The following is a 23,425-nucleotide window of genomic DNA, read 5'->3' on the forward strand; positions in this document are numbered from 1 at the left end:
GCCAGCCTAACCCAACAAACAATTATCCCAATGGTTGCAGCAAGTCACAGCATTTTTCGCGCCGGATGGCGTGCCGGCCTGGCGGCTTCACCGCTCTGGCCGAGACGGCACAAGGCCTGTAGCATGAGTGTCAACAAGGGGTTGCGAGGGCGCTTGCGGACGATTGGCCGGTTCCTGCTGTTGCTGGCGGCATTGATGGGTCTCGGCATCGGGACGGGCCGCGCCGTCGCACTCGATTCCAGCGTCGCCGTCACTGACCCCGAGACGCTGAAGGCGCTCGAGCGCGGCGGCTTGTCGATCAGCCGCCTGCTCGGACCGGCGCTTGGGCTGACGCGCGACGTCGACAATCGCGGCCTGTTTTCGGTGCGCGCGCTGACCCCGGTCCGCAACGCCGTCAAACAGCAAATCGCCGACGAGCCCGGCAACAGCCCCGATCCCTATGTCGCGGCATTGGCAAAGTCGAAGGACAGCAGCCAGAAATTCAACCCGAAATACATCGACGACGACGGCTCGACGCTGGACCTGACCGGAGTCGTCAACCGTATGGATCGCGGCTATCTCGGTCACACCGAATGCGGCGAGATCCGGCTGATCTACCGCTTCCACTATTCGGTCGAGGAAAAGCCCGGACAGCGCATCTCGTCCCGCCTGCCTCTGACCATGAGCCTGGTCTTCAACGCCAAGCCCACGGCTGCCGCGGATCGCGCTTCGAAGGACCGGCCGCGCTCGACCAGGGTCTCCTGCGCGGATGTGGCAAAGCGCTGGCTGGCTGCCGGACAAAAGGACCTTCCGCCCGACCAACTGGCGGCCTGGCTGCGCTCCGACGAAGGTCCGCTGGCCGGTGCCATGCTGAATTCCTCGCAGATGATGCGGCTCGAGCTCAACATGCAGGTGCTGCGCCTGTCGGCCTCGACCCGCCGCGATTTCGGCGGCCATGCCGAATACCTCCTGAAAATATTCAAATGGGATCCGGCGACCGCCACTTTCCAGGAATCGAAGATGGAGAACCAGATCGACCGCAAGCAGGTTTTGGCCGACAGGCAGGCTTTCTCGAAATGGCTGCTCACCGACCGCAACATCTACGATCTCGATCGCGGCCGGCTGATCATCGACGAAAAATTCCTGGCGACCAGCGCCGTTTCGGTGGCGCCGGGCGGCATGAGCCGTTCCCAGAACAACATCGCCTACGGATTGCTTGATGACGATGCTGTCGAAAAGGCGTTGAAGGACTATCTCGCCAGGGGCAATCAGCTTCACGCTGTGAAATCGGTGGCCGGCTTCAATTTGCGTCTCAATGAGATGACCTGCACCGGCTGCCACCAGACGCACGGCATTGCCGGCTTCCACTATACAGGCGCCGATCCGGCCAGTGAACCGCGCCGCAATGCCGTCTTCGTGCCGGGCTCGGCCGTCTTCTTCGCCGACCTGCCGCGTCGCCTCGCTATCGTCGAGGAATTCGCCGCCGGCAGGCGTCCCGATTTCAGCCGGGGCTTCGCCGCCCGTCCGGACGCGAAATACGCCGAAGCGCTGAAAGGCACCGACCTCTACAATGGCTGGGGCTCGATCTGCTATCGCGGCACGGATGCAAGTTTTTCCGACTGGAGCTGCGGCGAAGGCCTGCTTTGCGCCGGCGTCCATGAAGGCGCCATCCATCCAGGCTTCGGCACCTGCGTCAGCGAGGCGGGAACCGCGGTCGGAGACCCGGTCGAATTCGGCGAGATAAAAATGTCGAAATGGGGCAGCGACCAGTATTGCCGTCTGTCGCCGACCACCGCGAAAGCCTGCGCCATCGACCCGGCCAGGGACAAGAAGCCGCTGGTGAAAATCGCCGGCTATGGCGCGGCGCGCCAGCGCTACGACAATCCCGGACAGAAGACCGGCGGTTTTCCAGGCGGCATGCTGCGCAAGGCAAGCTGTGACAAGCTACCCGACGAAGCAACCTGCGGCCGGCTTGCCAAGACCGGCTTCAACGACTGCATCGGTTCCGGCAAGGATCACAAATTCTGCACCAGGGAATTCACCAAGACCGCCGGCCTGCGCGCCTGCGACAAGGCCCATCCCTGCCGCGAGGACTATATTTGCACCGCCGGCTATGACGATCTGGCGGAGGCAAAACCCGGCAAGGGCACCTGCATCCCGCCCTATTTCATCTTCCAGTTCCGCGTCGACGGCCATCCGCGCAGCTGGGTGCAGGACACGCAGGACTGAAACGTGATTTGGCGCGAGCGGAGAGCCCTAGCTCTTCTGCTTGGTGCCGGCGCTCTTGCCGTCGGAACTTTTCGAACGCTCCTCGAAGCGCGCCGCGCCCTTCTTCAGCGGCCGGCCGGTTTCGGCTTCGGTCTTGCGCTCATCCTTCGCCGCGGCTTGCTTCAATCCTCGGGCAGCCTGCTTGCCTTTTGCGGTCGGTGCCTGTTCCACGCCCATGATGTCCTCCTCGCTGCGCGCCAATCGCGCGGCATGACATCAAACGCACCGGGGATGTGTCCGTTCCGGCAGGTCGAACAAGATCAGCGCGCCGCCGTCATTGCCTTGCGAAACGCCTCGAGCGTCTCGGCGCTGACATGGTGCTCGATGCCCTCGGCATCGATGCGCGCCGTCTCGGCGCTGACGCCGAGCGAGCGCAAAAACGCTTCCACGGTCTGGTGGCGGATGCGGCTCTCTTCGGCAACCTTGCGGCCGGCCTCGGTCAGGAACACGCCGCGATAGGGTTTTCTGGAAACCAATCCCTCGGTGCACAGCCTGGTGAGCATTTTGGCCACGGTCGGTTGGGCGACGCCCAGCCTGGCCGCTATGTCGACCTGCCGTGCCTCGTTACCATCCTCGATCAGGTCGGCGATCAGCTCGACATAGTCTTCGACGAGCGCGCTGCGGCGTGCTTCACGCGTCTGCCGAAACCCTTGCGAATGAACGTCGGCATCGGGAAGCGGCTTTTCGCGTCGAACCGGTCTGTTCCTCAGCGCCAATACGCGCTCCTCCTTGGCAGCTTGAAGTCTGAATCGGCTTCGCACTCATAGCACGGACCCGGATGGTCTGGCCGTTTATTTGCATTCCAGGGCAGGCGCAACCGGCGTTTGCGGTTACCCGTCTGGGGCACCGATCGGCACATCACAAAAGCATGATCAATGAAACATAGCATATTGCATAATGTTGAGCCTCGGCATAGGTAGGAAGCACAGCCATCCATTCAAGCGGACCCTCCATGTCAGACGCCGAAGCCACCGTAGAACTCCGATCCGCGTGGCGATTTGCCAGGCCGGACGAAGACGACCAGCCCAGCCTGCGCGAGGTCAACGCCTCGATCGCCGTGCCGCAGTCCGGCTTCTGGCTGCGCCGGCTGTTCGCCTTCATGGGGCCGGGATACATGGTTTCGGTCGGCTATATGGATCCCGGCAATTGGGCGACCGATCTCGCCGGTGGCGCCCAGTTCGGCTACACGCTGCTGTTCATCATCATGCTATCAAACTTGATGGCGATCCTGCTGCAAGCGCTTGCCGCCAGGCTCGGCATCGCCACCGGCCGCGACCTTGCCCAGGCCTGCCGCGCCTACTATCCGCGCCCTGTCAATTTCATGCTTTGGATCGCCTGTGAACTGGCCATTATCGCCTGCGACCTCGCCGAAGTCATCGGCACGGCGATCGCCCTGCAGCTCCTGTTCGGCATTCCGCTGATCGGCGGCGCCATCATCACCGCGCTTGACGCCTTCCTGCTGCTTCTCTTGATGAACAAGGGCTTCCGCTTCCTCGAAGCCTTCATCATTGCGCTGTTGATCATCATCTTCGGCTGCTTCGCCATACAGATTTTTGCCGCCGCCCCGCCGGTCGGCTCGATCCTGCATTCGATGTTCGTGCCGTCGTCCGCAATCGTCACCAACCCGGAGATGCTCTACATCGCCATCGGCATCATCGGCGCCACGGTGATGCCGCATAACCTCTATCTGCACTCCTCGATCGTGCAGACCCGCGCCTATGAGCGTACCGAAGCCGGCAAGCGCGACGCCATCAAATGGGCGACCACGGACTCGACCATCGCCTTGATCCTGGCGCTGTTCGTCAACGCCTCCATCCTGATCGTCGCCGCGGTGGCCTTCCACAACACCGGCCACCAGGACGTTGCTGAGATCGGCCAGGCCTTCGAGCTTCTGTCGCCGCTGCTCGGCCTCGGCATCGCCTCGATCCTCTTCGCCGTGGCGCTGCTTGCCTCGGGCCTGAACTCGACGGTCACCGCGACGCTCGCCGGCCAGATCGTCATGGAAGGGTTCCTGCGCCTGCGCATCCCGCAATGGGCGCGCCGCCTCTTGACGCGCGGCATCGCCATCATCCCGGTGGTGATCGTCACTGCACTCTACGGCGAAAAGGGAACCGGCCAGCTTCTGGTTCTCAGCCAGGTGATCCTGTCGATGCAGTTGCCTTTCGCGGTTGTGCCGCTGGTGCAGTTCGTGTCCGACAAGAAGAAGATGGGTAATCTCGCCATTCCTCGCAGCGTTGCGGCCCTTGCCTGGGTGGTCGCCGCCGTCATCCTGGTGCTCAACTTCAAGCTGCTCTACGACACCGTCGTCGGCTTCGGCTGAGTTTCATCCTGCCATCGCGACAAAGCCGCGGCCTGCGCTATCTTCTGCAGCGCCATGAACAGGATCGAGGACGCCAGGAGATTCTACGCACGGCTGATGGCGGCCCATGCCGCATCGGCCGATCCGCGTCTCGAAGAGGTGATTGCCGCAGTGCCGCGCGAGGCCTTTCTCGGTCCCGGGCCATGGACCATCATTGCCGGCAACGGCAGGGTCGAAACGCCGAGCGCCGATCCGATTCACATCTACCAGAACGTGCTGGTGGTGCTCGACGCCGACAAGGGCATCAACAACGGCGAACCGTTCCTGCACGCCATGTGGATCGGCAGGATCGCGCCGAAGCCTGGCGAGGCCGTCACCCATGTCGGTGCCGGTACCGGCTACTACACCGCCTTGCTGTCCAAGCTGGTTTCACCAGGCGACGTCACCGCATTCGAGCTGAATGCCGGCCTCGCCGCCCGGGCGAGGAAAAACCTCGAACCCTATGGAAATGTTTCGGTTGTCCATGGCAACGCCGTCGAAAGCGAACTGCCGCCTTCCGACATCATCTATGTCAATGCCGGTGTCGTGGCGCCGCCTCCCGCCTGGCTGAAGGCGCTCAAGCCCGGCGGCCGCCTGATCTTTCCTTGGCGTCCCGCCGATCGCGTTGGCCTGGCAATGGTGGTGACCCGCACCGCGCAGGGTTTGGCCTGCGATCCGTTCATGGGCTCATGGTTCATCCCTTGCGTCGGCGCCTCGCTCGCCGGTCCGGCGGCGAAAATCCCCGACCGCCAACAAGCCGCGAGCAGCCGCTCGGTCTGGCTGACGGCCGACAAGAAGCCGGACCGCACCGCCACTGCCATCGTCGGTGATATCTGGTTCTCGTCGCGGAAAATTCGCACTGGCACTGGCAGCAAGCGTTAGAAAATTTGTGCCGTGTCGGAAAGGAGCCTTGTCGCTCGTCCTTAGACTGAAATCCCGCCCTGACGGCGCGGATCATCGAAAGGGAGAAGTCCAATGAGAAAGATCATCGCCGCCACGTTCGTCAGCCTGGACGGCGTCATGCAGGCGCCCGGTGGACCGGACGAAGACCCGGTCGGCGGCTTCAAGTTCGGCGGCTGGACCTTTCATTACTTTGACGAGGTGGCGGGCGCGGCCATGGATGAAATATTCTCCAAACCGTTCGCCCTGCTGCTCGGCCGCAGAACCTACGACATCTTCGCCGCGTACTGGCCGTATCAGAAAGATCCGATCGCCGATGCCTTCAACCCTGCGACCAAGTATGTGGCGACGCATCGGCCGGATAGCCTGACCTGGCAGAACACGAAATCGCTTGGACCTGATATCGTCGCGACGTTGCGCCGCCTCAAGCAGGAAGATGGACCTGACCTGCTTATCCAGGGATCGGGCAATCTGATCCAGACCCTACTCGCCAACGGGCTGATCGACGAGATTCGGCTGATGATCTTCCCGTTGGTGCTGGGCAAGGGCAAACGGCTGTTCGGCGATGATGCGATGCCGGCCGCCTTCAAGCTCATCAAATCACAGGCCTCGACCACCGGCGTCATCATGGCCACCTATGAGCGCGGCGGCGAGATCAAGACCGGGTCGTTTGCCACCGAGAAGCCTTCGGAAGCCGAGCTCGAACGGCGCAAGAAGTGGAAGTAGCATTGGAGGGTTGGGTTCCTCGCCCCTTCGAATGCGAGGGCGAGGAACCCAAGTTCCGCTTGGTCACGCCGCCTGCTGCCGCCGCGCCAGCCCGTCGCGGATATGAGCCGCGAATTCTCGCGCGGCCGGTTCGATGCCATGCTTGGGCAGATGCAAATTGATCGCGAAATTGGACAAGGCCGGCAGGTCGGCATCGGCAGACAAAATCTCGAGGTCCGCCGGCACTGTCGAAGCCAGCCAGGTGGTGACGGCGAGGTCCGAGCGCACCGTCGCTGTCGTCGCGTCGATGTTGCCATTCTCGAACACGGTACGCCATTCCAGCCCATGCTCGTCGAGCGCCGAAATCACCGCCGGGCGGAAGGCGCAGGTGTCAGCGACCATCGACACCGGCAAGGGACGCTTTTGGCGGGCGACACCGCCTCTGGCACCGACCCAGACCAGCCGATCGATGAGAAGGCATTCGCCGACGGACGGACCGACCCGCTCCTCGATGATGGCGAGATCGATCGCCCCGGCTGCGAGCGCCGCAGCGAGTTCAGGTGACGAAGCGCAAAGCAGCGAAATCTCGATCTGCGGATAAGTCCCGGCATAGGCCTTCAGTACCGGCGCCAAAAGCGTGCCGACAAGGTCGTAGGGCACGCCGAGCCGCACCTGCCCGGCAACCGCATTTCCCACCATCTCCGTCCATATCTCGTCATTGAGCGACAGCAGGCGCTTGCCCTTGCCGAGCAGCCGCTCGCCGGCGCGGGTGAGTTTTAGACCGCGCCGGTCGCGTTCGAACAGGCTGGAGCCCAAAAGATCCTCCAGCCGCTTGACCTGCTGGCTGACGGCGCCTTGCGTCAGATGCAGCGCATTCGCCGCCGCCGTCATGCTGGCCTTGTCGGCGACGGTGACGAAGGTGCGGATCAGGGCGGTGTCGAGATTGCGGATCATTGTTGCATTATGAACGCTAATGATATCCATGGCAAACATTGCATTTACTGATGTCAGGCAATCCCTAGAAATGCTGGTTCCACACAGGAAACGGCATGCCCGAGACCATCCTTCCCCTTATTCTGTTCGCGCTGGTCTCCACCTCGACGCCGGGCATTGCCACGACCTTGTCGACAGCCTCAGGCGCGCAGTTCGGCTTTCGCCGTTCCATTCCGCTGATGGCCGGCAGCGCAGCCGGCCTGGCTTCGGTCGCGGCTGCCGGTGCCGCCGGGCTTGCCGGCCTTCTCGCCGCCGTGCCGTCGCTGCAGCTGGCGATGAAGATCGCGGGATCGGCCTATCTTGTCTGGCTTGCCTTCAAGATCGGCCGCAGCGGCCCGCCCAATCTCGACGTGTCGATGGCAAAACCCAACAGCTTCTTCGGCGGTGCCAGCGTGCAATGGATGAACCCGAAAGGCTGGGCCATGGGGCTGGGCGCCGCCGCATCCTTTGCGGCGCTCGCCGAGGGCCCGCTGCAACTCGCGCTGCTGCTCGGCGCCGTCTTCGGCCTGGCTGCCGCGTTGTCGCTTTCGTTGTGGTGCGTGGCCGGCACGCTGCTTGCGCGGCTGCTTAAGACGGAGCGGCAGTGGCGGGCGCTCAACATAGTGCTTGGCTTGGTGCTCGCCGCCTCGATCGTGCCGATGTGGCGGCCGGCCTGAGACCGGCAGCCACAATACCTCAAGCTGCGTAGCGCGCCGCCGGCTTGCCGGCGATCAGGCTGACGTAGAAACTGTCCCTGGCGCCGATGAACGCATCGAGCTTGGCCGGATCGGCGAGCCCCGGCGCGGTGACCGTCTCGCCCTGGGCAAAGCCGGCAAGCGCCGCATCGACCAGATCGTCAACGGTCATCACCCAGTCCTGGTTGAGAGAGTTGAGATCGGCGCCGGCCAATTCCCAGAAGTCGGTGCGGATCGGTCCGGGCAGCACGACCTGCACCTTCACCCCGGTGTCGGCGACCTCACGCTGCAGCGCCTCGGTGAAGTTGACGACATAGGCCTTGGTGCCGCTGTAGATGCCGCCGATCGCCGTGCCATAGGCGGCCACCGAGGCAATGTTGACGATGGCGCCGCGATTGCGCGCGAGCAGCCCCGGCAGCGCCGCGCGTGTGAGCCTGGTCAGCGCCACGACATTGACCTTGATCATGCGCTCGGTCGCATCGGCATCGGCGTCTGCTACGACCTGCTGGCCGCCGAGGCCGGCATTGTTGACGAGCAGCGTCACGCTCTCATCGGTGGCGATGGCCTGCTCGACCCGGCGAACATCGCCATCATCGGAAAGATCGGCGCCGATCACCTTGGCCTTGCGGCCATAGGCATAGCTCAGCCTGTCCGCCAGTTCCTGCAGCCGGTCGGCGCGCCGCGCTACCAGCACCAGATCGTAGCCCTGTGCGGCCAGCCGATCCGCATAGACCGCGCCGATGCCCGATGAAGCACCGGTGATGACGGCCGTGCCCTTGTTGTCCTTCGTGCTCATTGTCCTGTTCCTTTTGCGACAAAGCAAGACGAGCCCTAAGGCGCTCGTCCGCGTCAGATTTGATTAGTGGCATATGCCACCTTTGCGGAAGTAGGTATATGCCACTATCTTGTCAACGGCGGCGACAAAAACTATTTCTGCGGCAGGTCGGCGGATCCATCCGCCGGCATGGAGTTGTCATGACCAAAGCCGCACTTCCGGGACTTAGCCTTTGCAACAACGCCACGCTGCGGCGCGCCGGGCGCAAGCTCGGCCGGTTCTACGACGATGTGTTGGCCCCTTCGGGCCTGAAGGGCACGCAATATGGCCTGCTCTATCAGATCCATATCGGCAGCGAGCCGGCGATGGGCGCCATAGCCGAGGCGCTGATCATGGACCTGTCGGCGCTCGGCCATACGTTGAAGCCGCTGATCCGTGACGGTTATGTCGAGACCTTCGCCGACAAGGACGACCGCCGCGTCAAGCGCGTGCGGTTGATGCCGCAAGGCCGAGCCAAGCTCGACGAAGCGATGAAGCTGTGGAGTGTCGCCCAGCAGCGCTTCGAAGCGATGGTCGGCAAGGACGAGGCGGCGAAGCTGCGCGCGGCGCTTGATGCAGTCGCCGCGCTGGATTTCGATATGCCGCCGGCCAGATAGGCGGCCGGCGACTTCGTATAAGACTACTCCGCCGGAACCGCGACCGGCCGCGCCAGCATCCGCCCGGCCAACACGACGCCGAGCCCGATCAACGGGAACGCCGCGGCGATCAGGCCGAGATCGGCCGGCGCGCCGTAGCGCAGCACGGCACCGCCGACCACCGCGCCCAGCGCCACACCGAGATAGAGCGCCGAAGCGTTGAGCGACAGCACGATCGGAGCAGCGTCGGGCGCCAGCTTGATGATGCGGCTGGCCTGCGCCGGCGGGAAGGCCCAGCCGACGATGCCCCACGGCACCATCATCGCCATCAGCGCCGGCCCTGCAATATGGTGCGGCAGGAAGGTCGGGATGACCGACAACATGACCAGCATGGCCGCGCTCAGCGCCAGCGACCAGCCGACGGTGCGCGTCGCGCCGAAGCGGTCTGCGGCCTGCCCGCCGGCAATGTTGCCGATGACGGCCCCGACACCGAAGGCGAGCAGCATGCCGGGCAGCGCCAGCGGGCTCAGGCCGCCACCTTCGATGGCCAGCGGCGCGACATAGGAAAAGACGGTGAAGGCGCCGATCAGTGCCAACATCGTCGTCAGCAGGATCGGCATCACGCCGGGACGCAGCGCTGCCGCCAGCCGGCGCTTCAGCGGCAGCCTGGTGCCGACGATGCCGCGCGGCAGCCGGTACCACAGGATCGCGCCGGCGAGAGCACCGAGCCCGGCAATGGCAAAGAAGGTGCCGCGCCAGCCGGCGACGGTCGCGACAAGCGCACCGAGCGGCGCGCCAAGGGCAACGGCCACCGTGGTGCCGCCGACGACGACGGCAATGGCGCGGGCCCGGTGATGGTCATCGACCAGGGCCACCGCCGTGCCTTGCGCGGTGGCCGCGAACAGGCCCGACGACAGCGCCATGATGATACGGGCAATGAGCAGCAATTCGAAGGATGAGCTCAGCGCCGCCACCAGATTGCCGAGCACGAAGAACACCAGCGTCCACAGGATGACGCGGCGCCGGTCCCATTCGCCGGTCAGCGTCGCCAGGATCGGCGTGCCGACGGCATAGGCAAGCGCGAAGGCGGTGATCAGCGTGCCGGCGAGTGGAATGGAGATTCCGGCATCGGTTGCGATGTCGGGCAGAAGGCTGGAGATGACGAAGCCTTCGGTCGAGATCGTGAACGATCCGAGCGCAAGCCAGAAGAGGCGCTTGTCCATGGCGGGTGTCCTTAGTTCAAAAGTTATTGAACAATTGGACATAACAGGGCATGATGTCAATGAAGCCACGGAAAAATAGCTGAAGCCTGCTGACAGCCCTGTGTCAGGACAGGGCATGAAACGAAAAGACTGCGTGCACGCACCGAAGGAGGAGATACGTTGAAATCGGTATCGTTTGCGCCTAATTCTCGGGCATGACACTGCCCCACCCCAACGCTGACCAGATCAGCCTGCCGATCGTGCTCGCCGTGCTCGGCGATCCGACCAGGCTCGCCATTGTGCGCTATCTCGCCAGCAAGGAAGGCGTGCCGCTGAGCTGCAGCCAGTTCCTCGATCTCGCGTCGAAGACAAATCTCAGCTATCACCTGGCCAAGCTGCGCGAGGCCGGCGTGACCCGCGCCGAAGTGGTCGGCACCAACCGGATGATCACGCTGCGCCGCGCCGATCTCGACGCCCGCTTCCCCGGCCTGCTCGACAGCGTCATCGCGGCCGCCGGCGAAGACAAGGCGCTGCCGATGGTCGGTGGCGCCGACGAGATCGAAATCCCCGCCTAACCTCCAGAACTTGGGTTCCTCGCCCCCGGAATGCGGGGGAGAGGAACGCCACCTCATCACCGGAGCTCCCTCATGCGCATCGCCGTCCTCGCCGATATCCACGGCAACGTCCTGGCATTGGATGCCGTGCTCGACGATCTCAAGCGCCGCGGCGGTGCTGATCTCACCGTCAATCTCGGCGACTGCGTCTCAGGCCCGCTGTGGCCGCGCGAGACCATGGAACGGCTCGAGGCGCTTGGCCTGCCGACGGTGCGCGGCAACCACGACCGCCGCGTCGCCGTCGACCCGGCCGACGACAACATGTGGCCGTCCGACCGCTATGCGCAGGAGCGGCTGACACCAACGCAGCGCGAGGCGCTGCTTGCCTTGCCTTTCACGCTGGAGATCGTGCCCGGCGTGATCGCCTTCCACGCAAGGCCCGACCATGACGAGAAATACCTCGCCGACGCGATTAGCGACGGTCAGCTGGTGCGCGCGCCGCTCGCCGCCATAAGGCGAAGGCTGAAGCCGCTCGACCCAGCGTGCCGCATCGTGCTCTGCGGCCACAGCCACCGCAGCGAGCTAATCCGCATTCCCGGCGGCCCGGTCATCTTCAATCCGGGCAGCGTCGGCTGCCCCGCCTATGACGATTCGACGCCGCCGGCGCATGTCTCCGAGCAGGGCTCGCCGCATGCGCGCTTCGGCATTGTCGAGCTGGATATACCCGGCCGTCCCGACCGCTTCGAGGCCTTTGCCGTCGACTACGACCATGAGGCGGCCGCACGGCAGGCCGAACGGGCGGAACGACCGGAATGGGCGCACGCGCTCAGGACAGGGTTCATGTCAGACTGAACGCAGAATGCGTTCATGTCAGACTGAACCTACTGGTTCATGCCTCAGGCTGAACGCGGTACGCGTTCATGCCTCAGGCTGAACGCGGTACGCGTTCATGCCCCCGCTGAATAAGCAGCTGCGTCTTTTCGGGATGACATGGCATCGCGTCGTCCCTTATAAAACGCTCCGGCAAGCGGCGGCGACTTCTGAGTCGGGCCGCGCTTTAACGCACGCCCACGGCCAGGTGATGAGGCGCACGATTACGCTCCCGAAGACGCTGCACCTCATGATTGCCGCTCCGTTTCTGCTGGCGGCACTGCCGGTCAGCGCCGAAGAGCCGGCACCTGTCGTCTCCTATGTCAGCGGCCTCGCGCCCGACGATCTCCTCAACATACGCGCTTCGCCGTCGGCGATCGGCAAGACCGAGGCGCGCCTGCCGGTCGGCTCACCCCTCAAGAACTTCGGCTGCGCCGACGTCAACGGCAATCCGTGGTGCAAGGTCGAAGAGGTCGACAACCCGCAGATCCGCGGGTGGGCTCCGGCGCGCTACCTCAACCCCGCCAGCGCGGTGGTGCTGACGGAAGCGAATATGGCATTTTCCGCCCAACCGAACTCTGCGGCCACGACGCCGCCGCCCGACCTGACAGCACGCCTGGGCGCGGACCAGACGACCGAGCCCCACGGCGCGCCGAAATCCGCCGAGGCAATCGGCAGGACCGCCATGCAGGATGCCTATGGCCTGGCCTTCGCGACCGTTGAAACCGCCTCGACTGGAGACGGCACCGCTTCCGGCATTCCCTGTGCGCGCAATGTCGGCCAGCCAATGACCCGCTGCGAGATAAGCGTCGCGCATACGGGTGGCGACAGCGCGGTGACCGTGACATGGCCGGATGGCGGCACCCGCATCATCAGCTTTCACGGCGGCCTGCCGACCGGCTCGGACTCGTCAGACGAGTTCCGCTTCACCCGCGAGGGCAGCCTCAACATGATCCGTGTTGGCGTTTCCGAGCGCTTCGAGATCACCGACGCTTTGGCGACCGGCGGCTAGGGGGCGGGCGTCGAGGGACAGCGAGGTGCTTGTTGGGGGCAGTCCCTACAACCCGCATTTTCGGGGTTACATCCAGCAAAACTCTTCCCTATAAGGCCCTCCTAGCCTGATACCAGAATCGCAAGCACAACCGGCCGGGTCTTCCCGCCCGGTTTTTCGTGCAAGCCGCTCGCCGAACGGAACGCCTCGACCATGCCAAGACGCACCGACATCAAGTCGATCCTGATCATCGGGGCCGGCCCCATCGTCATCGGCCAGGCATGCGAGTTCGACTATTCCGGCACCCAGGCCTGCAAGGCGCTGAAGGAAGAGGGTTTCAGGGTCATCCTGGTCAATTCCAACCCGGCCACCATCATGACCGACCCCGAGCTGGCCGACGCCACCTATATCGAGCCGATCACGCCGGAAGTGGTGGCCAAGATCATCGCCAAGGAGCGGCCCGACGCGCTGCTGCCGACCATGGGCGGCCAGACCGCGCTCAACACCGCTCTGTCGCTGCGCCGCATGGGCGTGCTCGAGCGTTACAATGTCGAGATGATCGGCGCCGACGCGCATGCCATCGACAAGGCCGAGGATCGGGCGCTGTTTCGCGAGGCGATGAGCAAGATCGGGCTCGAAACGCCTAAGTCGATGCTGGCCAACGCCACCGACGTCAAGAACGCCGACCGCAAGACGCATGAGGCCGAGCGCGCGGCGCTCAAGGCCGAGAAGCCCGAGAACCTCGATGCCGCGCTCGACGCGCTGGAGACCCGCTGGAACCTCGGCGAAGGCGACCGCAAGCAGCGCTACATCAGCCACGCCATGGCGATCGCCGCCCAGGCGCTCGACCATGTCGGCCTGCCGGCCATCATCCGCCCGTCCTTCACCATGGGCGGCACCGGCGGCGGCATCGCCTACAACCGCGCCGAATTCTACGAGATCGTCCAGTCCGGCCTCGATGCCTCGCCGACCACCGAAGTGCTGATCGAGGAGAGCGTGCTCGGCTGGAAGGAGTATGAGATGGAGGTCGTCCGCGACAAGGCGGACAACTGCATCATCGTCTGCTCGATCGAGAACATCGACCCGATGGGCGTGCATACGGGCGATTCGATCACCGTCGCCCCTGCCCTCACCTTGACCGACAAAGAATACCAAATGATGCGCAACGCCTCGATCGCGGTGCTGCGCGAAATCGGCGTCGAGACCGGCGGCTCCAACGTGCAGTTCGCCGTCAACCCGGCCGACGGCCGGCTGGTGGTCATCGAGATGAACCCGCGCGTCTCGCGCAGCTCTGCCTTGGCCTCCAAGGCGACCGGTTTCCCCATCGCCAAGATCGCCGCAAAACTCGCCGTCGGCTACACGCTGGACGAATTGGAAAACGACATTACCGGTGGCGCGACGCCGGCCTCGTTCGAGCCGAGCATCGATTATGTCGTGACGAAAATCCCGCGCTTCGCCTTCGAGAAATTCCCCGGCGCCGAGCCGGTGCTGACCACGGCGATGAAGTCGGTCGGCGAAGTGATGGCCATCGGCCGCACCTTCCAGGAATCGCTGCAGAAGGCGCTGCGCGGACTGGAGACCGGGCTGACAGGTTTGGACGAGATCGAGATCCCCGGCCTTGGCCATGGCACCGCACCCGCCAGCCATGTCGACGACCGCAACGCCATCCGCGCAGCACTCGGCACACCGACGCCGGACCGGCTGCGCATGGTGGCGCAGGCGATCCGCATGGGCACCTCGCTGGAAGACGTGCACGCCATGTGCAAGATCGACCCGTGGTTCCTCGAGCAGATCGCCGGCATTCTCGCCATGGAAGAGCGCATCCGCGAGCACGGCATCCCGCAGGACGCCGTCAATTTGCGCATGCTGAAGGCGATGGGTTTCTCCGATGCCCGCCTCGCGTCACTGACGAAGACCGACGCCGAAGTGATTCAGAAGATTCGCGAAAAGCTCGACGTTCATCCAGTCTACAAGCGCATCGACACCTGCGCCGCCGAGTTCGCTTCGCCCACCGCCTACATGTACTCGACCTATGAAGTGCCCTTCGCCGGCGCTTTAGCCAACGAGGCAAAAGTCTCGTCGCGCAAGAAGGTCGTCATCCTCGGCGGCGGCCCCAACCGCATCGGCCAGGGCATCGAGTTCGACTATTGCTGCTGCCATGCCGCCTTTGCGCTGCGTGACGCCGGCTATGAAGCGATCATGATCAACTGCAACCCGGAGACCGTGTCGACCGACTACGACACGTCGGACCGCCTCTATTTCGATCCGCTGACGGCGGAAGACGTGCTGGAGATCCTGCGCGCCGAACAGGCCTCGGGCGAGCTGGTCGGCGTCATCGTCCAGTTCGGCGGCCAGACGCCGCTGAAGCTTGCCGATGCGCTGGAGAAGGCCGGCATTCCGATCCTCGGCACCTCGCCCGACATGATCGATCTGGCCGAAGATCGCGACCGCTTCCAGAAGCTGCTGCACAAGCTCAACCTCACCCAGCCGAAGAACGGCATCGCCTATTCGGTCGAGCAGGCCCGCCTCGTCGCCGGCGAGCTCGGCTTCCCGCTTGTGGTGCGCCCGTCCTACGTGCTCGGCGGCCGCGCCATGCAGATCATCCATGACGAAGGCATGCTGCAGACCTATCTGCTCGACACCGTGCCCGGCCTGGTGCCGGAGGACATCAAGCAGAAATACCCCAACGACAAGACCGGCCAGATCAACACGCTCTTGGGCAAGAACCCGTTGCTGTTCGACACCTATCTGTCGGGCGCCATCGAGGTCGACGTCGACTGCCTCTGCGACGGCACATCGACCTTCGTCTCCGGCATCCTGGAACACATCGAGGAGGCCGGCATCCATTCCGGTGACTCGGCCTGCTCGCTGCCAGTGCATTCGCTGCCTTCGGACCTGGTGGATGAGCTGGAGCGTCAGACGGCGGCCCTTGCCGGCGCGCTCAATGTCGGCGGCCTGATGAACGTGCAGTATGCGATCAAGGACGGCACGGTCTATGTGCTGGAGGTCAACCCGCGCGCGTCGCGCACCGTGCCTTTCGTCGCCAAGACCATCGGGCGTCCGATCGCCAAGATTGCCGCCCGCATCATGGCCGGTGAAAAGCTGGAAGACGCCTTCGCCCATTACGGCGCCATGCCCGACCCGCGCAATCCCGGCCACATCGCGGTCAAGGAAGCGGTGTTCCCCTTCGCCCGCTTCCCCGGCGTCGACATATTGCTCGGACCGGAAATGCGCTCGACCGGCGAGGTCATGGGCCTCGACCGCGACTTCGCTTTGGCCTTCGCCAAGAGCCAGCTCGGCGCCGGCGTCGACCTGCCGCGCTCCGGCACGCTGTTCGTCTCGGTGCGCGACGAGGACAAGAAAGGCATCCTGCCGGCGGTAAAGCGCCTCGCCGGCCAGGGTTTCAAGGTGATGGCCACCTCCGGCACTGCACGCTTCCTCGCCGAAAACGGCGTCGTCGCGGAGAAAATAAACAAGGTGCTCGAGGGCCGCCCGCACATCGAGGACGCCATCCGCAACCGCCAGGTGCAGATCGTCTTCAATACCACGGACGGGCAGAAGGCGGTGTCGGACTCGAAGTCACTGCGCCGGGCGACACTGATGCAAAGGGTGCCGTATTACACGACGCTCTCGGGCGCGGCTGCGGTGGCCGAGGCGATTGCGGCGCTGAGGGCGGGGAGCCTCGAGGTCAGGCCGCTGCAGGAGTATTTTGCTTAGCGCGCGTACCCGCAAAGCGAGCCGGCAGCGAAGCGCGAATAGAAAACCGATCAGAGCGAAGCGGCGGCTGTCTCGGCTTCGGCATAGGCGTCGTAGTTCCAGACCCAGGCGCGTTCCTGCCGCTGAGCGTCAAGTTTGCGGTCGCGGGTATGCATGTCGCCGCTGGATGCGTCATAGCGAGCACCACTCGCGCGCGACATGCGCTGGACGCCGGCAGTCCGCTGGCGCCGCAGCTGCTCGTAGATCAGCAGTGCCCGTGGGGCTGACTTGCGGTCTGCGTGGCTCAGCACCGTCGCCAAAGCTACGGCGTCTTCGATAGCCTGATTGGCGTTCGAAGCTCGAAAAGCCAAGCAATTGGCTTTTCGTCCGCTGTGCGGACCGCTTCTCACCCTCACGCCACCGCGACACACTCGATCTCGATATCGAACTCCATCGGCCAAGACGCCACCGGCACGAAGCTGCGCGCCGGCGGGTTCGTCGAAAAATACTTTGCGTAGACCCGGTTGATGGCGTTGTAGAAGCCGGAATTGACGGCATAGATGCGCACCATCACCACATTGTCCAGCGAGGTGCCCGCCGCTTCCAGGCAATGTTTCAGCGCCTTCAGCGACGCCTCGGTCTGCGTTTCGATGTCACCGCGCACCATCTCGCCGGTCGCCATGTCCACCGGGGGCGCGGCCGAGATGAACACGAAGCCGTTGGCCTTCACCGCCGTCGAACACGGCAGGCCGAGTGCCCGCACCTTGGCCGACATGACAGGCACCTCGATGACTTCCTTCTTCATGGCAATCCTCCCTTTGTTTGCAGCGAGCTTATCCGCCCGCCTTGGGAAGGCCAGCGCCGACGCCCCGTTTGGTCAGAGAAAACCGATGAACCGTCCGGCGAAAAGCACGGAAGTCCACAGCACCATCGAGAGCACGGCCAAGACGGCGGTGGTCCCGCCGGCCGGTACGTCACTGCCTGTTGCGCGGCCCAAGCGCATGAAGGCGAAAAAATTGAAGCCGGCGAGCAGGATGAGTGCCATCTTGGCGAGGAAAATCGGCATCGCCGCATAGGTGCTCGCCTTGACCGAAAAGAGCAGCGAACCGGTGACCAAAGCGCCGGCGAACGCGCCCAACGCGGTGCGACGCAGCAGCGCGACGAACGCCGCGTAGGGCAACGAGCGGAAGGCGCCGCAGATCCTGAGGTCCATGAGCATGATGCTGGTCAGCAGCGCGCCGATCGCCATGATGTGGAGCGCGTTGACGATCGGGTAGGCGATGAAGGAGGCCTTTAGTCCCCGCACGAAGGCGAGTTCCTCGATGCCGGCGAGGAACTCGGCCATTTACGCCGGTGGCACGCGGTCGGGATAGACATCGTACGTCTTGCCGGCGACGATGACGCGGACCGCCTTCATGCGCTTTTCGGTCTCGTCGAGCGAGCGGTTGCCGATCGCGGTCACCTCGTCGCCAACCTTGGCGACCTCCTCCGTGAAGCCGGCGGCGATCGTGCGCGACGGCGGCGCCATCTCCACCCGCCACGCCTCGCCCTCCGCATCGACATCCAGGGTGGCGTGCGGATTGCCGATATAGATGGCCGTGATCTTGCCCCTGAGTTCGAAGAACCCGTCCTTCGTCCACGACCAGCCGTGATGGGCATAGACCGCGGTGCCGGCGGCAAGGATCACCGCCGCTGTCAGCGCGACACTGCGTATCTGGTTGAAAGGTGACTGCATCGCTCGTCTCCTCTGTTCATCCAGCAGGCATTCGAGAGTAGGACACGGCGCGGCAACGTCAACTCACATCGGAACGAAAGCCTCTGGCATTGCGAGAATTTGCAACGGAATCCGATCAGGATCGGTGCGCTACCGTTCGTCGGGCGCCGGCTCGATCGCCGGCATGAACGATCCTGCCTTGCTAATGACATCCATGCGCGCCACTCTCACGTCTTCTGGCCGCTCTTCCGCGACATCGGGTTAAGGTCGGTCTCACATCTGAACGAGGCAAACCATGAGCAGCATGAGAGACCGTCAGGAAGGCTTCGAAAAGAAGTTTGCGATGGACGAGGAAACGAAGTTCAAGGCCATGGCGCGCCGCAACAAGCTGCTCGGCCTGTGGGCCGCCGAAAAGCTCGGCAAATCCGGTGAGGATGCCGACGCCTATGCCAAAGAGGTGGTGCGCGCGGACTTCGAAGAGGCAGGCGACAACGACGTGTTCCGCAAGGTACGCGCAGATTTCGACGCGGCAGGCGTCGCCCAGTCGGATCCTCAGATTCGCCAAGCCATGGACGAACTGCTGGTGACCGCGGTCGAGCAGATCAGAACGATCTGAGCACCGCTCAGCGCTGACCTGGATAGGGCGTCCCATCCTTGTGCACGAACCGTCCGTCGGCGTTGGAACTCATCATGTCGATGTCGGAGCAGGTGGTGAGGTCTTGCGGGTTGCGCGAGCCGACCTCCAGGTAGAGCGCCGTCGCGGCGGACCTGTTGATCAGGTGATGGCCATTGCCGCTGTTCTTGGCGAAAGTCGCGCAATCGCCGGCGCGCAGCACTGTCTCGCCGCCGTCCTCGACCAGCGTCACTTCGCCTTCGAGCACATAGACGAACTCGTCCTCATGGCTGTGCCAGTGGCGCTGGCTGGACCAGCCGCCGGGCGGCAAGGTCATCAAATTGACGCCGAAATCGCTGAGGCCACCCGCATCGCCCAGACGCCGCCTGACGCGGGTAGCACAAGGCTCATCGAAAGGTGGCGGATAGGGCGAACCCTTGCGGGCGGGAACGGCTGACAGGTCGATCTTGGGCATGAAGTTCTCCCTCGGATTGATGCCCGCAGTCTAGTTCATGGCGGGCGCAGGCAAAGAGCCACCTTGCGACGGTTCGCCAAGGGGCTGGCGGAGATTGGCCGAAATGCCCTCAAGCTCCTTGCTACGCCCCAGGATGACGAAGTGATGGGCGGCTCAGCCAATCTCGCAGGTAAATCAATGACAACACCCCTCGCCATACTGCAGCTGTTCATTCCAGTTCGGTCGGCCCGCCGGGGTAAAATCCATCAGGTTCCACAGGATCTCGCAGGTGCCGATGGCACGCGGATCCTGGCCGGGTTCGGGCGGCGCGAAGCCGAGCTCCGACGACCAGAAATGCCTGACACCATCGCCGTCGCGGTGGAACACCGACAGCACGGGCAGCTGCGCGCCGTCTTCGGCCTCGGCCTGATAGTCGCGCTTGAAGCTGTTGCCGGCCGAGGAGATGAGCCGCATGTTCTTCCACCCACGGTCGCGGCCGAGCGTCAGCAGATTGTCGAGCGCGGTCTTGGCCACCACCACGAAGTTGAAGCCGGCGGCCTCGAGATGCCCGACGGCGCCGTCGAACTGGTCGAGCAGCGCCGTGCAGGACGGGCATGGCTGGTCCACCCGGGCGAGCTTTGCCGTGCCGCCACTCGTCGCCACCTCGCGCGTCTCCTGCGGATGACGCGGGAACATCATGCTGTAGAGGATCAGCGTGTCCTTGCCGGGCGCAAACAGCTCCGACAGCTTTATTTGCGCCGGCTTGCCGACCGCTCCAAGTCCGTCGAACACATAGTCCTGCGGCACCAGCCCGCCGTTGGGCAGCGCGCGCCGGGCGACCGCCACGTCCTCCATGGCGCGGCGCAACTCGATTTCCTTCTGCAGCAGTTTTTCGCGGGCGGCGCGGTATTCGCTGGATTCGTTGGGAAAGCTGATCATCGTCATCTCCATCTCCTGGCGACGCGTGCCGTTGCCGGCGACGCGCCTTGCCCTTCAAGGACGCACGGCGTGGGACAGTTCCGACATTTTGCGCCCGGAGCGGCAATGAAATGCGATGCCTTGCCAGGGTAGCGAAAGCTACGGCGCCGGCACCGGGCAATTCAGCTCGCCTTCGGGGCAATTGAGATAGGTCTGGAAATCCTTCAGCCGGTCGTTGGTAAGCGACGTCTGGCAATTGGCGACGACCATCGAATAGATGGTTCCCGCGGTGGCGGGCGGCCCGCCCTGGAATTTGCATTCGGCATCGCGGAAGGCGACCCAGGCGCGCTGCGCATCGATGAGCAGCTTCTTGCCCGCCGCGTCGTCCTTCAGCCGGCCCTCGATCTGCTTGTAGGCGTCGTTGAGCTTCTTGTCGGCCGCGTGGAAATCTTTCCCGGCGCATTCGTTCATGGTCGCCTGGTCCTGTGCGTTGGCGCAGTCGTCGGCACGTGCTGCGCCGCCAGAAAGCGGAACGGCGAGGGTCAAGGTGGCGATAGTGGAAAGCAGAAGCCGCATCGTGTTTCCTCCGGTTTCGGTCGAGCCCCGCTCGCGGCGCAAGCGCCGCACGACCAAACTTAACCACCCACAGGTTGTGGGCAAGATGCGGATTGCCACCTTGGTGGACGGTTTCTTTCTGAACTGAACTCTTTCTTAGCGCCCTCCGGCGGAACCCGTCCGGCTTTCCGGCCTTCTAGATCTCTTGGGGATTGGGGAGAAACAATGCACGACGCCGACAAGGACGAGATCGACCTGCGCTGCCCGCAGATCGTCGCCGACAATGCCGCCAAGGGGCTCGAACTGCGCAAGCAGTTCGGCCGCGGCGGCACCGAGGTCGGCGTGGCCCGCGCTACCGAACTGAAGAACCGGGAAAAGCTCGCGCCGTCGACCATAAGGCGCATGGTCAGTTACTTCGCCCGCCACGAGGTCGACCAGCGCGGCAAGAACTACGGCAATTCGAAAAACCCGTCGGCCGGTTACATCGCCTGGCTGCTGTGGGGCGGCGACGAGGGCCGCGCCTGGGCGCTCGAGCTCAAGAAGAACATCGGCAACGCGCCGGACATCTGAAGGTGAAGTACACGCAAGCAAGCGGGCCCCGAACCCGCCCCGGGACCCGCCGTGGAGTGGCTGACACATGCCGGCGCAGCCGCCTCCGATGCCTTGCAAGCCCTCGATCCCCCGATCGGCGCCCCGCGTGGCATGACGCAGGGGTAGCATCTGGGCGCGGCCGCCTATGTGAAGCAGTTCACAAAGCCGGAGGATTCCACGCCAGGGCCGAAAATTCGTGACCGCGGGCCGAAATCTCGTGCCCCGATTGAAACACAACCGGGGCACAAACACGCTGATCAGTCGCCGATCGGATTGAGCTCCTTGTCGGGATTGGCCGGATCGGCCGCCTTGGCGACGAACTTCAACAGGTCGGTCATGAAGAACGTGCCGGGCGTCGCCGCGGGCAGGTCTGGCTTCCAGCCTGGCTTCGACAGGAAGGACTCCTCGTCACCCTGGACGAGGCCGACAAAGACCTCGCCGACGATGCGCGCGCCCACCGGTCCGAGCCGCTCGCCGCCGCCCTTCACCTGCGCTTCCTTCAGGATGTAGTACCAGAGCGGCGTGTTGGTGTGGAAACCAAGCGACTTCGCCACCAAACCGTCGGGTCCGGACGCGATCTCGTCCGGAGTGATCGGCGTGAAGGTGATCTTCTTGCGCATCTCCTTGGCCACCGCCTGGCCCGAAGGCAGGCCGAGGCGCACGCCGCGCTTCAGGTTGCGGAAGGCGAGGCTCGCCTCCGGTCCGGTGGCGCCGGGCAGCTTGTGCAGGGCATCGGTCAGCAACGGGTCGAGCTGGTGCGAGAAATTGAACTCGAACTGCGAGGTGTTGGCCGGCGGCGGTAGTTCGAAGAAGCGCCGCCAGTCGATCACCCAGTTGCTCGGCAAGGTGCCTTGACCGGGCACGCTGCTGGACAGAGCGCCGGAAAGGTTGCTGAAGCGGAAAAGGGTCGCGAGCCTGGCTTCCGCAATATGCGGATTGGGTGTCCTGAAAATGCGGTTGTGGCTGTATTTCTCGCGCACCATCGAATGCCCCATGCGATAGGCTGCGGCCGAGAACTCCCACGGCATGAACGGCTTGGTCTTGAAGCGGTAGAACTTGCGGCCCTCCTGCAGGATCTTCGCCACGAAGCCCTTCTCGGTCAGCCGCTCGACCCAGTCGTGCAGCACCAGCCATTGATAGTGCCAGCGCACGGTGCGCGCCGCATCCTCGAACAGCGTGTCATCGGGCACCCCCTTGGCCTTCAGGTGATCGATCACCGCATTGTGGAATTTCAGGAACGCCAGGTGGATCTGCGCCACCAGCAGGTTCTCGTCATTGCGATGATCGCCGATCAGCGCGACGCCTTGCATGTTGCGCGGCAGATCGTTGGGCAATTCCGGTACTTGCGGCGTCTGGGCCACCCGGTCGCTGTTTTCTTGCGAAGCCTGCGCGGTGCCGATCAGCAGCTTCGGCGAATCCACCGCGCCACTGCCGCCAGGGGCCGGTTCGCGCGCGAACAGGAAGCGATGCGGACCGGGGCCGGCACCGTAGACACAATCGAGGTCGAGGCTCGGCGAGCGGAAGTTCTTCACCATCCCCGGATCGGCCAGCGCAAGGCTGAGCGGCGTCATGTCGAGCGTTATGTCGTGATCGACGAACTGGCCGAGATAGGTGAACCCGGACGGGATCTTCTTGTTGTCGTGTGGATCGGGGTTGGGCTGGTCGACCGGCGCCGGATCCTTCATGGCTTTTGCCAGCGTATCAAGGTCGGCATCGCTGGCGGTAAAGGGGGGCAAATCCTTGAACATGAAGTCGAAGAAGCCTGCGCCCAGCTTTCCGCCGGGCACGATGGCCGCCGCGGCACCGGCCTTGGCCTTCTTGGCCCCGGGCGCGGCCGCCGTCTTGGCGGCCATCGCGACCTGTTCGATCGCCTTTTCGGCGAACACTTGCCGGCTGACAAAGCCGTGCCCAATTCTCTTTCGAAGGTTTGGTCCTGCCATAGTCTCGTCCCTCCATTTTGAAATTCGACTATCCAAAATATTTGGTCAGATGCACTGCGT

General features: G+C 64.1%; 25 protein-coding genes. 12 read left to right on the top strand and 13 right to left on the bottom strand.

The genetic code is table 11. The features are described 5' to 3' along the window. Positions 1-123 precede the first annotated feature (123 nt). A complete protein-coding gene (locus D3227_RS13515) occupies positions 124-2,208 on the top strand; it encodes a hypothetical protein (protein ID WP_120014611.1) in 2,085 nt (694 codons plus the stop codon). A 27-nt stretch (positions 2,209-2,235) separates the two neighbouring features. Here the strand turns inward: D3227_RS13515 and D3227_RS13520 are convergent, their stop codons facing one another. Further along, complete coding sequence (locus D3227_RS13520) at positions 2,236-2,424, bottom strand: hypothetical protein (RefSeq protein ID WP_120014784.1); 189 nt, start codon at positions 2,422-2,424, stop codon at positions 2,236-2,238. A gap of 83 nt (positions 2,425-2,507) precedes the next feature. After that, positions 2,508-2,963, bottom strand: coding sequence for a manganese-binding transcriptional regulator MntR (gene mntR, locus D3227_RS13525; RefSeq protein ID WP_120014612.1), 456 nt, complete (start codon positions 2,961-2,963; stop codon positions 2,508-2,510). Between the two features lie 236 nt (positions 2,964-3,199). On the opposite strand from mntR, the gene D3227_RS13530 reads away from it, so the two are divergent. The 3 genes from D3227_RS13530 (at position 3,200) to D3227_RS13540 (ending at position 6,211) form a co-directional block, all read left to right on the top strand. After that, positions 3,200-4,567, top strand: coding sequence for an Nramp family divalent metal transporter (locus tag D3227_RS13530; RefSeq protein WP_120014613.1), 1,368 nt, complete (start codon positions 3,200-3,202; stop codon positions 4,565-4,567). Positions 4,568-4,621: 54 nt separating this feature from the next. Further along, positions 4,622-5,467 (top strand): protein-L-isoaspartate O-methyltransferase family protein, encoded by an 846-nt coding sequence (locus tag D3227_RS13535; RefSeq protein WP_120014614.1) that lies wholly within the window; start codon positions 4,622-4,624, stop codon positions 5,465-5,467. 93 nt (positions 5,468-5,560) lie between these two features. Then, positions 5,561-6,211, top strand: a complete 651-nt coding sequence (locus D3227_RS13540) for a dihydrofolate reductase family protein (RefSeq protein ID WP_120014615.1) — start codon at positions 5,561-5,563, stop codon at positions 6,209-6,211. A gap of 63 nt (positions 6,212-6,274) precedes the next feature. Here the strand turns inward: D3227_RS13540 and D3227_RS13545 are convergent, their stop codons facing one another. Next, positions 6,275-7,144, bottom strand: coding sequence for a LysR substrate-binding domain-containing protein (locus D3227_RS13545; protein ID WP_120014616.1), 870 nt, complete (start codon positions 7,142-7,144; stop codon positions 6,275-6,277). Between the two features lie 95 nt (positions 7,145-7,239). Here D3227_RS13545 and D3227_RS13550 point away from each other — a divergent pair, with 95 nt between their 5' ends. Then, positions 7,240-7,839 (top strand): LysE family translocator, encoded by a 600-nt coding sequence (locus D3227_RS13550; protein ID WP_120014617.1) that lies wholly within the window; start codon positions 7,240-7,242, stop codon positions 7,837-7,839. A gap of 19 nt (positions 7,840-7,858) precedes the next feature. Here the strand turns inward: D3227_RS13550 and D3227_RS13555 are convergent, their stop codons facing one another. Beyond that, complete coding sequence (locus D3227_RS13555) at positions 7,859-8,653, bottom strand: SDR family NAD(P)-dependent oxidoreductase (RefSeq protein WP_120014618.1); 795 nt, start codon at positions 8,651-8,653, stop codon at positions 7,859-7,861. A 179-nt stretch (positions 8,654-8,832) separates the two neighbouring features. On the opposite strand from D3227_RS13555, the gene D3227_RS13560 reads away from it, so the two are divergent. Next, entirely contained in the window at positions 8,833-9,288 is a 456-nt protein-coding gene (locus D3227_RS13560) for a MarR family winged helix-turn-helix transcriptional regulator (RefSeq protein WP_120014619.1), read from the top strand. Between the two features lie 23 nt (positions 9,289-9,311). Here D3227_RS13560 and D3227_RS13565 read toward each other — a convergent pair whose 3' ends face one another. Next, positions 9,312-10,490 carry an MFS transporter gene (locus tag D3227_RS13565; protein ID WP_120014620.1) on the bottom strand — a complete coding sequence of 393 codons (1,179 nt, stop codon included), beginning with the start codon at positions 10,488-10,490 and terminating at the stop codon, positions 9,312-9,314. A 194-nt stretch (positions 10,491-10,684) separates the two neighbouring features. Between D3227_RS13565 and D3227_RS13570 the strand changes: the two genes are divergently transcribed. From D3227_RS13570 to carB, 4 genes are all read left to right on the top strand, one after another. Further along, a complete protein-coding gene (locus D3227_RS13570; protein ID WP_120014621.1) occupies positions 10,685-11,044 on the top strand; it encodes an ArsR/SmtB family transcription factor in 360 nt (119 codons plus the stop codon). 72 nt (positions 11,045-11,116) lie between these two features. Further along, positions 11,117-11,875, top strand: a complete 759-nt coding sequence (locus D3227_RS13575) for a metallophosphoesterase family protein (protein WP_120014622.1) — start codon at positions 11,117-11,119, stop codon at positions 11,873-11,875. Between the two features lie 229 nt (positions 11,876-12,104). Next, entirely contained in the window at positions 12,105-12,905 is an 801-nt protein-coding gene (locus D3227_RS13580; RefSeq protein WP_120014623.1) for an SH3 domain-containing protein, read from the top strand. A gap of 192 nt (positions 12,906-13,097) precedes the next feature. Next, the gene (gene carB, locus D3227_RS13585; RefSeq protein ID WP_120014624.1) at positions 13,098-16,601 is read left to right on the top strand and encodes a carbamoyl-phosphate synthase large subunit; all 3,504 of its coding nucleotides are present in this window, start codon (positions 13,098-13,100) and stop codon (positions 16,599-16,601) included. Between the two features lie 50 nt (positions 16,602-16,651). Here the strand turns inward: carB and D3227_RS13590 are convergent, their stop codons facing one another. The 4 genes from D3227_RS13590 to D3227_RS13605 form a co-directional block, all read right to left on the bottom strand. After that, entirely contained in the window at positions 16,652-16,951 is a 300-nt protein-coding gene (locus D3227_RS13590) for an FAD-dependent monooxygenase (RefSeq protein ID WP_120014625.1), read from the bottom strand. Between the two features lie 41 nt (positions 16,952-16,992). Beyond that, positions 16,993-17,385: a Rid family hydrolase gene (locus D3227_RS13595; RefSeq protein WP_120014626.1), complete on the bottom strand. Its 393-nt coding sequence runs from the start codon at positions 17,383-17,385 to the stop codon at positions 16,993-16,995. A gap of 72 nt (positions 17,386-17,457) precedes the next feature. Continuing rightward, positions 17,458-17,925, bottom strand: a complete 468-nt coding sequence (locus D3227_RS13600; RefSeq protein WP_120014627.1) for a hypothetical protein — start codon at positions 17,923-17,925, stop codon at positions 17,458-17,460. After that, complete coding sequence (locus D3227_RS13605) at positions 17,926-18,315, bottom strand: DUF6152 family protein (RefSeq protein WP_120014628.1); 390 nt, start codon at positions 18,313-18,315, stop codon at positions 17,926-17,928. Between the two features lie 274 nt (positions 18,316-18,589). Here D3227_RS13605 and D3227_RS13610 point away from each other — a divergent pair, with 274 nt between their 5' ends. Beyond that, positions 18,590-18,910, top strand: coding sequence for a DUF1476 domain-containing protein (locus tag D3227_RS13610; protein ID WP_120014629.1), 321 nt, complete (start codon positions 18,590-18,592; stop codon positions 18,908-18,910). A gap of 7 nt (positions 18,911-18,917) precedes the next feature. On the opposite strand, the gene D3227_RS13615 is transcribed toward D3227_RS13610, so the two are convergent. The 3 genes from D3227_RS13615 to D3227_RS13625 form a co-directional block, all read right to left on the bottom strand. Further along, on the bottom strand, positions 18,918-19,382 hold the full coding sequence (locus tag D3227_RS13615) for a cupin domain-containing protein (RefSeq protein ID WP_120014630.1): 465 nt from the start codon (positions 19,380-19,382) through the stop codon (positions 18,918-18,920). A 174-nt stretch (positions 19,383-19,556) separates the two neighbouring features. Beyond that, positions 19,557-20,300, bottom strand: coding sequence for a DUF899 family protein (locus tag D3227_RS13620; protein WP_120014785.1), 744 nt, complete (start codon positions 20,298-20,300; stop codon positions 19,557-19,559). A 138-nt stretch (positions 20,301-20,438) separates the two neighbouring features. Continuing rightward, positions 20,439-20,855: a lysozyme inhibitor LprI family protein gene (locus D3227_RS13625; protein WP_120014786.1), complete on the bottom strand. Its 417-nt coding sequence runs from the start codon at positions 20,853-20,855 to the stop codon at positions 20,439-20,441. 204 nt (positions 20,856-21,059) lie between these two features. Between D3227_RS13625 and D3227_RS13630 the strand changes: the two genes are divergently transcribed. Continuing rightward, a complete protein-coding gene (locus D3227_RS13630; RefSeq protein ID WP_120014631.1) occupies positions 21,060-21,404 on the top strand; it encodes a hypothetical protein in 345 nt (114 codons plus the stop codon). A gap of 278 nt (positions 21,405-21,682) precedes the next feature. On the opposite strand, the gene D3227_RS13635 is transcribed toward D3227_RS13630, so the two are convergent. Next, positions 21,683-23,365, bottom strand: coding sequence for a peroxidase family protein (locus tag D3227_RS13635; RefSeq protein ID WP_245451747.1), 1,683 nt, complete (start codon positions 23,363-23,365; stop codon positions 21,683-21,685). Positions 23,366-23,425 lie beyond the last annotated feature (60 nt).

Source organism: Mesorhizobium waimense (genome assembly GCF_003601975.1).
Classification (GTDB): Bacteria; Pseudomonadota; Alphaproteobacteria; order Rhizobiales; family Rhizobiaceae; genus Mesorhizobium; species Mesorhizobium waimense.

Coding starts and splice junctions, on each gene's coding strand:
- D3227_RS13595 (WP_120014626.1), bottom strand. CDS start 17,385: ATGAAGAAGGAAGTCATCGAGGTGCCTGTCATGTCGGCCAAGGTGCGG.
- D3227_RS13600 (WP_120014627.1), bottom strand. CDS start 17,925: ATGGCCGAGTTCCTCGCCGGCATCGAGGAACTCGCCTTCGTGCGGGGA.
- D3227_RS13630 (WP_120014631.1), top strand. CDS start 21,060: ATGCACGACGCCGACAAGGACGAGATCGACCTGCGCTGCCCGCAGATC.
- D3227_RS13610 (WP_120014629.1), top strand. CDS start 18,590: ATGAGCAGCATGAGAGACCGTCAGGAAGGCTTCGAAAAGAAGTTTGCG.
- D3227_RS13570 (WP_120014621.1), top strand. CDS start 10,685: ATGACACTGCCCCACCCCAACGCTGACCAGATCAGCCTGCCGATCGTG.
- D3227_RS13540 (WP_120014615.1), top strand. CDS start 5,561: ATGAGAAAGATCATCGCCGCCACGTTCGTCAGCCTGGACGGCGTCATG.
- D3227_RS13550 (WP_120014617.1), top strand. CDS start 7,240: ATGCCCGAGACCATCCTTCCCCTTATTCTGTTCGCGCTGGTCTCCACC.
- D3227_RS13520 (WP_120014784.1), bottom strand. CDS start 2,424: ATGGGCGTGGAACAGGCACCGACCGCAAAAGGCAAGCAGGCTGCCCGA.
- D3227_RS13530 (WP_120014613.1), top strand. CDS start 3,200: ATGTCAGACGCCGAAGCCACCGTAGAACTCCGATCCGCGTGGCGATTT.
- D3227_RS13555 (WP_120014618.1), bottom strand. CDS start 8,653: ATGAGCACGAAGGACAACAAGGGCACGGCCGTCATCACCGGTGCTTCA.
- D3227_RS13615 (WP_120014630.1), bottom strand. CDS start 19,382: ATGCCCAAGATCGACCTGTCAGCCGTTCCCGCCCGCAAGGGTTCGCCC.
- D3227_RS13560 (WP_120014619.1), top strand. CDS start 8,833: ATGACCAAAGCCGCACTTCCGGGACTTAGCCTTTGCAACAACGCCACG.
- D3227_RS13625 (WP_120014786.1), bottom strand. CDS start 20,855: ATGCGGCTTCTGCTTTCCACTATCGCCACCTTGACCCTCGCCGTTCCG.
- D3227_RS13565 (WP_120014620.1), bottom strand. CDS start 10,490: ATGGACAAGCGCCTCTTCTGGCTTGCGCTCGGATCGTTCACGATCTCG.
- D3227_RS13605 (WP_120014628.1), bottom strand. CDS start 18,315: ATGCAGTCACCTTTCAACCAGATACGCAGTGTCGCGCTGACAGCGGCG.
- D3227_RS13545 (WP_120014616.1), bottom strand. CDS start 7,144: ATGATCCGCAATCTCGACACCGCCCTGATCCGCACCTTCGTCACCGTC.
- D3227_RS13635 (WP_245451747.1), bottom strand. CDS start 23,365: ATGGCAGGACCAAACCTTCGAAAGAGAATTGGGCACGGCTTTGTCAGC.
- carB (WP_120014624.1), top strand. CDS start 13,098: ATGCCAAGACGCACCGACATCAAGTCGATCCTGATCATCGGGGCCGGC.
- D3227_RS13575 (WP_120014622.1), top strand. CDS start 11,117: ATGCGCATCGCCGTCCTCGCCGATATCCACGGCAACGTCCTGGCATTG.
- D3227_RS13580 (WP_120014623.1), top strand. CDS start 12,105: ATGAGGCGCACGATTACGCTCCCGAAGACGCTGCACCTCATGATTGCC.
- D3227_RS13620 (WP_120014785.1), bottom strand. CDS start 20,300: ATGATCAGCTTTCCCAACGAATCCAGCGAATACCGCGCCGCCCGCGAA.
- D3227_RS13515 (WP_120014611.1), top strand. CDS start 124: ATGAGTGTCAACAAGGGGTTGCGAGGGCGCTTGCGGACGATTGGCCGG.
- D3227_RS13535 (WP_120014614.1), top strand. CDS start 4,622: ATGAACAGGATCGAGGACGCCAGGAGATTCTACGCACGGCTGATGGCG.